General features: G+C 71.6%; 7 protein-coding genes. 4 read left to right on the top strand and 3 right to left on the bottom strand.

Going from position 1 to position 10,652, the window contains the following annotated elements:
- The first annotated feature begins 81 nt into the window (after positions 1 to 81).
- Positions 82 to 2,508 carry a family 20 glycosylhydrolase gene (locus tag AB0B68_RS21180; RefSeq protein ID WP_357261969.1) on the top strand — a complete coding sequence of 809 codons (2,427 nt, stop codon included), beginning with the start codon at positions 82 to 84 and terminating at the stop codon, positions 2,506 to 2,508.
- 93 nt (positions 2,509 to 2,601) lie between these two features.
- Positions 2,602 to 3,789, top strand: coding sequence for an ROK family transcriptional regulator (locus tag AB0B68_RS21175; RefSeq protein ID WP_357200272.1), 1,188 nt, complete (start codon positions 2,602 to 2,604; stop codon positions 3,787 to 3,789).
- 9 nt (positions 3,790 to 3,798) lie between these two features.
- On the opposite strand, the gene AB0B68_RS21170 is transcribed toward AB0B68_RS21175, so the two are convergent.
- Genes AB0B68_RS21170 through AB0B68_RS21160 form a run of 3 tightly spaced genes read right to left on the bottom strand, consistent with a single transcriptional unit; the run spans position 3,799 to position 6,554 of the window.
- Positions 3,799 to 4,641 (bottom strand): class II fructose-bisphosphate aldolase, encoded by an 843-nt coding sequence (locus AB0B68_RS21170; RefSeq protein WP_357261966.1) that lies wholly within the window; start codon positions 4,639 to 4,641, stop codon positions 3,799 to 3,801.
- 9 nt (positions 4,642 to 4,650) lie between these two features.
- A complete protein-coding gene (locus AB0B68_RS21165; RefSeq protein WP_357200266.1) occupies positions 4,651 to 5,547 on the bottom strand; it encodes an SIS domain-containing protein in 897 nt (298 codons plus the stop codon).
- On the bottom strand, positions 5,523 to 6,554 hold the full coding sequence (locus AB0B68_RS21160; RefSeq protein ID WP_357261963.1) for a 1-phosphofructokinase family hexose kinase: 1,032 nt from the start codon (positions 6,552 to 6,554) through the stop codon (positions 5,523 to 5,525). The genes AB0B68_RS21165 and AB0B68_RS21160 overlap by 25 nt, the downstream gene beginning before the upstream one ends.
- Before the next feature lie 385 nt (positions 6,555 to 6,939).
- Between AB0B68_RS21160 and AB0B68_RS21155 the strand changes: the two genes are divergently transcribed.
- Together AB0B68_RS21155 and AB0B68_RS21150 are read left to right on the top strand one after the other, a co-directional pair.
- The gene (locus AB0B68_RS21155) at positions 6,940 to 8,013 is read left to right on the top strand and encodes a right-handed parallel beta-helix repeat-containing protein (RefSeq protein WP_357208124.1); all 1,074 of its coding nucleotides are present in this window, start codon (positions 6,940 to 6,942) and stop codon (positions 8,011 to 8,013) included.
- Positions 8,014 to 8,033: 20 nt separating this feature from the next.
- Positions 8,034 to 10,385, top strand: a complete 2,352-nt coding sequence (locus tag AB0B68_RS21150) for a family 20 glycosylhydrolase (protein WP_357261960.1) — start codon at positions 8,034 to 8,036, stop codon at positions 10,383 to 10,385.
- Positions 10,386 to 10,652: the final 267 nt, after the last annotated feature.

The raw sequence follows: 10,652 nt of genomic DNA, 5'->3' as shown, positions 1-10,652 counted from the left end.
CTAAATTGAACGGCTTGACCAGACTGCGGCTACCCGAGCCACCAGTCCCCCGGCGACCCGGGCGACGGACGAAGGAGTCCCATGTCGATTCCGCGCTCCCCCCACACCACTGGATCCCGACGCCGCCTCAGCGCGACGACGCTCGCCGTCGCGGTCGCCGCGTCGCTGCTCGCGCCGCTCACGTCCAGCACGCCCGCCACTGCCGCGCCGGTGAACCTGGCCCGCACCGGCACCGCCACCGCGTCGAGCGTCGAACTCGACCGCGCCGACTTCGTCGCCACACACGTCAACGACGGCGACAGCGGCACCCGGTGGTCGTCGAAGTACCAGGACGACAACTGGGTTCAGGTGCGGCTGGCGAGCGCCGCCCCGGTCGACCATGTGACGCTGACCTGGCCCAACGCGTGCGCCCGCGACTTCAGCCTGCTCACCTCGACCGACGGTGTCGCGTGGACCACGGTGACCCGCCTCCAGCGCGACACCTGCCCCCGCACCGACGTCGTAGCTGTCAACTCCGCCCAACCGGTGTCCTACGTACGGATGCAGGGCCACCAGCGGTGGGCGGGTTACGGCTACTCGATCTCCGAGTTCGAGATCTGGGACAGCACCGCGCCGGCACCGGCGCCCTCGCTGGGCCTGCTGCCCAAGCCGGTGTCGCTCACCGAGAACGGCGGCACGCCGTACACCCTGAGCCCCAACACCCCGATCGTCGCGGTCGGATCACCTGCCACCGCGCCCGCCACCTACCTCGCCGGCCTGCTCCGCCCCGCCACCGGGTACGCCCTGCCGGTGGTCACCCAGAGCACCGCGCCCGCACCCATCGTGGTCGAGGTGGGGGCCGGCAAGGGCCCGGTAGGGCACGCCGCCGAGGGGTACCGGCTCGTTGTCACCACCGGCACAGTCCGGATCAGCGCCGACACGGCCAGCGGCGCGCTCAACGGAGTGCAGACGCTGCGCCAACTTTTGCCCCAGTGGGTGGAGTCCGACTCCGTCGTGAGCACCGCGTGGACGGTGCCGGCGGTGACCATCACCGACTACCCCCGCTTCGCCCACCGCGCGATGATGCTCGACGTCGCCCGCAGCTTCTACCCGATGAACGAGATCAAGGCGTACATCGACAGCGCCGCGCAATACAAGATCAATCGCCTGCACCTGCACCTGACCGACGACCAGGGCTGGCGGATCGCCATCGACAACCCGGCGAGCAACCCGGCGGGCATCGACTACGGCCGGCTCACCTCAGTCAGCGGACGCACCGCCATGACCTACAACGACAGCGGCCAACTGATGGGCACCGAGCTCGGCGTCACCGGCTTCTACACCCGGGCCGACTACGCCGAGATCGTGCGCTACGCCGGTCTGAACGGCATGACTGTCATCCCGGAGATCGACATGCCGGGGCACACCAACGCGGCGCTGCACGCCATCCCCCAGCTGAACACGGCCGGCGCCCAGCCCAAGCCGGCGTCCGGCCAGCAGACCGCGCCGGCCAACGGCACCGGCAACGTCGGCTACTCGACGTTCGACTCGGCAAGCGCGACGACGTACGAGTTCGCCACGCAGGTGCTGACCCAGATCGCCGCCATGACGCCGGGGCCCTACCTGCACATCGGCGGCGACGAGGCGCACGTGACCAGCCACGCGAACTACACCACGATGGTCGACGCCTTCACCGCGACCGTCGCGTCGCTCGGCAAGACGGTTGTCGGCTGGAACGAGTACGCCGGCACGGCGCTACCCCGGAGCAACGCCGTGGTGCAGTACTGGAACGGCGACCGCACGGCGGTGGCCAACGCGGTGAACGGCCGCGGCGCGCGGGTCGTCCTCTCCCCCGCCGCCCACACGTACGTGCCGCAGAAGCAGGATCCCCGCCAACCGCTCGGCGGCACCTGGGCGTGCGGTGGACCGTGCGGGCTGGACCGGCACTACAACTGGGACCCGGGCACCTTCATCCCGAACATCGCCGAGACCAGCGTGCTCGGGGTCGAATCGGCGCTGTGGGGCGAGTTCATCCGCCGCGTCGGCCAGGCGCAGTACTACAGCTTCCCGCGCCTCGTCGCCACCGCCGAGGTGGGGTGGACGCCGCAGGCGCAGCGCGACTACGCCGACTTCACCACCCGCCTGTCCGTGGCCGGGGGGCGGTTGACAGTCGAGGGCGTCAACTTCTTCCCCACCGCCGACGTGGCGTGGCGCCAACAGGCGGTCGGCCGGTCCGCCGCGGCCGTCGTCGGCGCACCGGTCGGCGCCACCTGGACGGTCACCGCCCCCGGGTTCCGCGGCACTGACCTGGCCGCCACGGTCACCTGGAGCGACGGGCGGGTGGAGTCGTTGACGCCTACCGCGACGCGCGAGCCGAGCATCCCGGCGATGCAGATCAACAGCGCGTTCACCGTGGTGTCCCGGCGCACGTTCGGCACGGCGGGGACGTACACCGGGACGTTGTCGGTGCGCTCGGCCGGACTGGCCCCGGTCCACGCGGCGCTCAGCGTCACCGTTCGCGCCACCTGAGCGCCGGCCGGCGTCGCCACTGGGCGGCGCCGGCCACCGCGCCGTACGTTGCCGCGACGACACACGGGAGCAGGCGTCGGTCATGATGGTGCCGTGATCGAACGCCCGGATGCCATGCAACGCGTGCGGCTGGCGCACACGGAGGCCCTGCTGGCCCAGCTGCGCAGCGCCGGCCCGCTCAGTCGGGCCGACCTCATCCGGCTGACCGGGCTGTCGCGCACCACCCTGTTCGACATCATCGCCGATCTCATCGCCCGCGGTGTGGTCGTCGAGCGGGAACCCGCGCTGTCCGGCCACCGCGGCCGGGGGCGGCCGTCCACGACCGTCAGCCTCAACCCGTCCGCCGGCCGCATCGTCGGCATCGACCTCGGCCGGGCGACGATCACCGTCATCGTCGCCACCCTGGGGCACGACATCCTGGCCCGGGGCAGCCGCCCCGTCACGCTGGCGGCGGGGCCGGCCCGGCGGGCCAACGCCGCGATCAAGCTGATCGACGACCTCGTGCGGGAACACGACATCGACCTGCGCGCGCTGGAGGCGATAGGTCTCGGCCTGCCCGGCCTGGTGGCCGGCCGGGGTCGTCCGGCGGGCGGCGCCAGCCCTGCTCCGGCCGCCAAGCAGGTCCGCGCGCGGATCCAGGACCGGTACGGCGTCGCCGTCGTCACCGACAACAACTCGCGATTGGCGGCGCTCGCCGAGGGCACCTGGGGGGCGGCCCGCGACGTGCGGGACGCCATCTACGTGCGATGGAGTGACGGCGTCGGTGGCGGGCTCATCGTCGACAGCCGGCTCGCCCGCGGTGCGAACGGCGCGGCCGGCGAGATCGGCCACGTCAGCGTCGATCCCGACGGGGACCGGTGTCCGTGCGGTGGTCGCGGGTGCCTGGAACTGCTGATCCGTCCGTCGACGCTCATCGAGCGCTGCGCGGCCCGGGGCGTTACCGTCAGCGACCCGGCCGACCTGGTGGCGCGGGCCCGCGCAGGCGAGCCGACCGTCGAGGACGTGGTGCGGCACGCCGCGACGCTGCTCGGTCGCGTGCTGGCGGGCATGGTGGTGCAGGTGGACCCGGGCACGGTGGTCATCGGCGGCACCCTGGCCCACGCCGGCGAGGTGGTGCTCGGGCCGGTCCGGGCGGCGATCGCCGAGCTGGCGATGCCCCGACACATCCGCCACCCGGACGTAGTGCCGGCCCAGTTCGGCGACGAGGGCGGCGCCCTCGGCGCCGTCGCGGCCGCCCTGCGGCACAACCTGTCCGAACCCGCACCCGCTTTTCCGGCCTAGCGGCGGCGCCTACGCGGCCCCACGAAGAAGCGTGAGCAGCTGCTCGACACCGTCGGTCACCGCGTCCCGGCCGGCCGCTAGGTATCGGCGCGGGTCGCGGGAGTGGGGCACGGCGGCCCGGACCGCGTCGGTGAACGCCACGTTGAGGGCCGTACCGACGTTGATCTTCACCATGCCCCGGGCGACAGCGGCGCGGATCTGCTCCAGCGGCACCCCGGAGGAGCCGTGCAGGACCAGGGGCACCGGTACGGCGTCGCGGAGCGCGGCCACCAGGTCGAGATCCAGCGAGGCGGTCCGGTCGGCCATCGCGTGGGAGCTGCCCACCGCTACCGCCAGCGCGTCGACGCCGGTCTCGGCGACGTAGCGGGCGGCCTCGGCCGGGTCGGTGCGGACGCCGGCGGTGTGGGCGCTCGCCGGGGCGTCCGGTTTACCGCCGACGTAGCCGAGTTCGGCCTCCACCCACAGCCGGTGGTCGTGCGCCCACTCGGTCGCCTTGCGGGTGGTCGCCACGTTGGCGGCGTACGGCAGCGTGGACGCGTCGACCATCACCGAGCTGAATCCGGCGTCGGGCGCCTGCTCCAGCAGGGTGATGTCATCGACGTGGTCGAGGTGCAGCGACAGCGTGGCGCTGGACCGCCAGGCGACCTCGGCCGTCGCCGCCGCGATTGCCGACACGCCGCAGTGGTAGCGCGCGGCGTTCTGACTGATCTGCAGGATCGCGGGACGCCCGGCACGCTCCGCCGCGGCGGCGATCGCCTGGGCGTACTCGATCGTGATCACGTTGAACGCGAGCACGCCGGTACCGGCGGCCCGGGCCGCCGCTACCAGGTCGGCGGTGGGAACGAGGGCCATCGACGATCCTCAGGCAACCGGCGCGGTCAGGACGACGGCCCGGGTGAGCAGCCGGGGCTGGTCCGGGTGCAGGCCGCGACGCACGGCGAGTTCCACGGCGAGGCGCTGCGCGGTCGTGAGGTGCGCCATGGCGTCGATGTCCTCGTGCACCACGATCGCCCCGGTCGCGGCCAGGTCGTCGAGGAGGCCCGGCACCACCGGCCCGAAGATCCAGACCACCGACCGGTGGTCCACCACGCTGATCGGACCGTGCCGGAACTCCATCGCCGGGTACGACTCGGCCCACATCTGCGCCGCCTCGCGCACCTTGAGGGCCGCCTCGTGCGCCACCCCCACCGTCCAGCCGGTGCCGAGGAAGGTGAACTGGTCCCGACCGACCACTGTCGGGTCGAGCGGCGTGGCCAGCTGGGCCTGCGCCTGGTCGACGGCCGGGGTCAGGTCCTCGCCGAGACCGGCACGCCAGAGGGCGAGCGCGGTAGTGGCGAAGCGGGTCTGCACCACGGACCGCTCGTCGGCGAAGTCGAGGACGACGCAGTCGCTCACGAGCCGGGTCACCGGCCGGTCGGCGTCGGTGGTGAGCACCGTCGAGCGGCTGCCGGGCAGCAGCTGCTCGAGCAGTCGGATGACTTCGGTGGTGGTGCCGGAACGGGTGATGGCGACCACGCGGTCGTACCGTCGCCGGGTGGGGAACTCCGACGCGGCGAAGGCGTCGGTCTCGCCCTGGCCGGCCGACTCCCGCAGCGCCGCGAAACTCTGCGCCATGAAGTACGACGTGCCGCAGCCCACGACGGCGACCCGTTCGCCCGGCTGGGGCAGGGCCCGCGCCACGCCCGGTCGGTCGACCAGCTCCACGGCGCGACGCCATGTCTCGGGCTGGGAGGTTATCTCGGAGGCGACGTGCGACACGGTTCCTGCTCTCTGTCGGTGCGGTGCTCGTCCAGTTCGTCGACCGTGGTTCCGGGCAGCAGCCGGGAAGCCACGGCGTCGTCGTACTCGCCCGCCCACGGGCAGGCGACGGCAGCCGCCGAGACGGCCGCCCCTCGGGCGAGGATGTCCCGCCAGGGCGCACGAGTGAGGAGCCCGTACGCGAGCACCGCCGCGAGGGCGTCGCCGGCGCCGGTCGGGTTGCCGGCCACCCGTTCGGGCGCGCGGGCGTCGTAGGCGGCCCCGCCGCTGACCGCCACGAACCCGTCCGCGCCACGGGACACGACGCCCGCGTCGGCGCCGAGCCGGACGAGCCGGTGCGCCACCTCGACGGCGTCGTCGCGAGTACGCACCGGGCGGCCGAGCAGATCCGCCGCCTCGTGGGCGTTGGGTTTCACAAGCGTCGGTGCGGCGGTCAGCGCGTGGCGGAGCGCGGCGCCCTCGGTGTCCACGATGGTCTCGGCACCGCCGGCCCGCGCGATGGCGACGAGATCGCGGTACGCGGTCTCCGGCACGCCCGGTGGCCGGCTGCCGGACAGCACCACGACCCGGGCCGCCCGGACCCGCTGGGCGAACACGTCCCGGAACGACTCCCACTGGCCGGCGGTGACGTACGGGCCCGGTTCGTTGAGGACCGTCGCCGTGTCCCGCCCGAGAACGGTGACCGTGCGGCGGGTCTCCGCGTCGAGGCGGACGAACCGCGCCGGTACGCCGGCGGTCGCCAGTTCGGCCTCGATCTGCTCGCCGGCGGCACCGCCGGCCAGGCCGAGGACAATCGCCTCGGCGCCCAACTGCCGCAGCACCCGGGCGACGTTCAGGCCCTTGCCACCGGCGCGGGAGACCACGTCCGTCACCCGGTGGGAGGTGTCCGGCACCAGGTCGGGCACGGTGTAGGTGACGTCAAGTGCCGGATTGAGCGCCACCGAGATGATCAGGTCGCCGGGCGCCCCGGACTCCGGCGGACCGCCGCCGTCCAGGTCTCGTTTCATGTCCGCCTCTTCCGACGACGCCGGCCCATGAGTACGCATGATCTTTTATGACGCCTGAGCGCGAGAATCAATCAAGATGTTGCAGACCCTAGGATCTGGCACCGGCGACGTCAAGGTCGGTCCTGAGCGCTCGCGCGCCGTCACGGCCCCTGCTTGCACCCGCGTCGAGGAGGCGCGGCGTGTTTCGGCAGGCCCGAAGTGCCGCGTTCCGCTCCCGCCGAAAGTTGCACCAATTTGCACGGCCACCGTGACACCAATGGCCGGAGAGCCGGCGGGTGACCGTCGCGGAGAGCGAGGAAACGGGCTCTTGACGGGTGTCGATATCGCTCGTAAGTTCGTCCGACATCTGACGTAGGACAATCTCACGCTGTCCGAAGGACCACCCATGACCACACGACTCCCCCGCCGCGCGGTCGCGCTGGCGGGCGCCGCCGGTGCCCTCGCCGCCGTCGTTCCGCCCGGCCGCGCCGATGCTGCGATCGCCTCGACGTCCCTCCCGGTACTCGGCGTCTCCGACGACTGGAACGCCGTCCTCGCCCGTACGCCTCAGGTGCAGCTCGCACCCGGCGCCACGTACACCCTCACCGCGCCGGTCGCCCTGCCCGAGCACTGCCTCATCGTCGGCAACGGCGCGACTGTCACAGTCCCCGACGACCAGACCGGCGCTCTGTCCATCGTGGGCCGCAGCGGTGTCACCATCAGCGGCGTCCACTTCCTCGGACGCCAGGCCAGCCCGGTCGGCACCGCACCACAGTTCGCGCACGTCGCCGTCCGGATCAGCCGCAGCACCGGAGTACGCATCCTGGACTGCGACTTCACGAACTGGCGCGGTGCCGGCCTGGCGATCACCGGCTCGACGGCCGACGACTACTTCGGCTACCGGCTCAAGGTCGACGGCAACGCCTTTCACCGCTGCTACTTCGGCGTCTCGTTGGCCGACCGCAGTGAGTACTCGCAGGTGACAGCGAACAGCTTCACCTCGTGCCGACTCGCCATCTGGAACTCGTCGGGGAACTGGACGATCAACGGCAACGTCGTCGTCGGCTGCTACGGCGCCTACTACTCGTTCGCCCAGACCAGCCCGTACGGCGCGCTCGCCAGTGACAACTGGGGGCACGGCAGCCTGACCGGCAACACCGTCAACCACTCCAACGGCGGCGTCCCCGTGCGATGGAGCACCGCGCTGTCGTTCCCGATCGGCGCGACGGTCCGCGACCCGGGCCCCGGTGTGGTCGTCGACGGCGTCCTGCCGCCGACCTTCACCGGCAACACCCTCTGGTACAGCGACGTCCGCGCCACGAACCTGCTCGGCACCCGGTGGCTGCTGTCCGGGTGCACGCTCTCCAACCTCGCCGTCACCTGCGCCGGAAGCGTCCCGGTGCACCTGGTCGGCACGCAGTCCAACAGCGGCACCGCGCCCCTGTTGCAGGGCAACGTCAAGGATCTCCTACCGCTCTGAACGATCGGGGGTACACGACCGTGTTCTCGTCCCGCAAGCGGCTCCTTCCTCTCGTCCTCACCTCCCTGCTGGTCGGCGTGGGGCTCAGCGTCCCGTCGGCGGCCCGGGCGGCAAATCCGACACCCCAGGTCGCGCCGAGCGTCCGGGAGTGGGCCGGCGGCACCGGCGTCTGGACGCTCACCGCGTCATCCCGGATCCTGGTTGACCCCGCGTACGCCAGCCAGTTGTCGACGGCCGCGACGTCGCTGCGCGTCGACCTCGGCGCGATAAGCGGTGCCGACGTACCCGTCGTCTCGTCGGCGACACCGGGAACCGGTGATATCTTGCTCACCCTCAACGCTGGCGACCCCGGCATCGGCGACCAGGGTTACCTGCTGACCGCCGGGTCGGCCGTCGTGGTCCGCGCGAACGCGGCAGCCGGCGCGTACTACGGCACGCAGACCCTGCTGCAAGTGATCAAGCAGAGCGCGGCGAGGACGACGGTGCCGGCGGGGACCATCCGGGACTACCCGCAGTACCGGGACCGTGGGGTGATGCTCGACGTCGGCCGGCACTTCTACGAGATGGACTACCTGGAGAACCTGCTCCGTCGGATGGCGTGGCTACGCCTGAACACGCTGCGCCTGCACCTCACCGAGTGGAACGGCTTCCGGCTGCGCAGCGACAGGTATCCCGGGCTGGCGTCGGCGCAGTCCTACAGCAAGGCCGACCTGCGACGACTTCAGGACGTCGCCAAGCGGTACCACATCACGATCGTTCCCGAGATCGACCTGCCGGGCCACGCGACGGCCATGACGACGTACGACCCGACGATGCGGTTCTCCTGCTCGTCGATGGACTACGCGCCCTGGCCGGGCGGTGAGAGGGGCGGCTGGACGCTGAACCTCACCAAGGACAACGCCCGGACGTTCGTGATGAACCTGCTGTCGGAATTCGTGCCGCTGTTCGACGGTCAGTACTTCCACATCGGCGGCGACGAGTACCAGACCGACGCCGCCAAAAACTCGTGCCCCGAGCTGGTCAGCTACGCGCAGGCGCGGGCTTTCGCCTACCCCGGTGACGTCTTCACGGAGTTCATGAACCTGATGAACGACAAGGTGCGCTCGTACGGCAAGACGGCCCAGCTGTGGAACTGGTGGGAGACGAACGGTCAGCAGACCAGCATCAAGCCGGCGACGAACATCGTCCTCACGCCGTACACGGGGTCGCTGAACTACTTCTACAACCTGGGCCACACGGTGGTCGGCGTGCCGGAGAGCACCCTGTACGTGACACCCGGGCTCAACCTCTACGTGAACACCAAGAACGTCTACGAGAGCTGGGCGCCGGACCAGAACGCGAAGGTCAACGGCTACCAGATGGCCCGCTGGTCGGACGCCGTGGAGTACCAGACCGACGAGTGGTTCGACCAGTATGCGAAGCGGCCGACCGAGGTCGTGGCGGAGCGCCTGTGGGGCGGCCCGCGCTCGGGCACCGTGGAGGCGTTCTTCGCCCGCGTCGACGCGACCGGGGACGCCCCGGGCGTGCCGAGCGTGGTCCAGGTCAACGACACCCCCACGGGCACCGGTGACAACCAGTTCAGCTACTCGGGCACGTGGTCCTACGGCACCGGTGGCGCACAGCAGTTCCAGCGCGACGACCACTACAGCAGCACGCTCGACAGCGCCTACCAGGTGCGCTTCACCGGCAACGAGATCAAGCTCTTCGCCGCCCGCGCGGCGAACCACGGGCGGGCGGGCGTCTCGATCGACGGCGGCCCGGAGACTGTCGTCGACCTGTACTCCCCCACCCGGGTGGACCAGGCGATGGTCTTCACCAGCGGACCGCTCGCGCAGGGTTCGCACGTCCTGCGAGTGCGGGTGCTGAACAGCAAGAACGCCAGCTCCTCCGGTACGGCGGTCACGGCGGACAAGGTCGAGGTGTCCACCGCGGCGACGCCGGCGGCCGCCTTCGACCCGTCGACCGAGTACCGCGCGGTCAACCGCAACAGCGCCAAGGTGCTCGAGGTGCCGGCGGGCAGCGGGGACGGCGGCGGCGCCATCCAGTGGTCCAGCAACGGTGCGACGCACCAACGCTGGACGCTCGCCGACGCCGGCGGCGGCTACTACCGGATCGTCAACCGCAGCAGCGGCAAGGTGCTGGACGTGTCCGGCGGGTCCACCGCCGACGGGGCGAGCGTCGTGCAGTGGACGTCCCACGACGGCGCGAACCAACTGTGGAGCGTCATCCCGGTCGGCACGTACTTCACGATCATCAATCGGAACTCCGGCAAGGCGCTCACCGTCGCCAACGCCGCGACCAACGACGGCGCCGCAGTCGTCCAGTCGACCTACCGCGGAGGTACCGAACAGCAATGGACCCTCGCCCGATGACCCACCGACCGAGGTCACGATCCGCAGCAGCGGCCGCGTACTCGATCTCGCCGGAATGATCACCGACAACGACGTGGACGTCGTCCAGCGCACCGCGCCCGGCGCGACCCGCCAACAGTGGTCGCTGTCCTAGGACCGTCGTCGCAGGACGCCGCGGGGGGGGGCCGCCCCCCCCGGCGGGGCTTGCAAACGCGTAAGGGGGGAGGGCCCCGCCGCGGTAGGGCCAACTGTGGCGGGGTGCGGCACGTGGGCAGATAGGGAGAGGGG

The sequence above is a fragment of the Micromonospora sp. NPDC049049 genome (assembly GCF_040649115.1).
In the GTDB taxonomy this organism is placed as follows: Bacteria; Actinomycetota; Actinomycetes; order Mycobacteriales; family Micromonosporaceae; genus Micromonospora.
The sequence above is the reverse complement of the archived record's forward strand: the minus strand, read 5'-3'. Positions and strand labels throughout refer to the sequence as shown.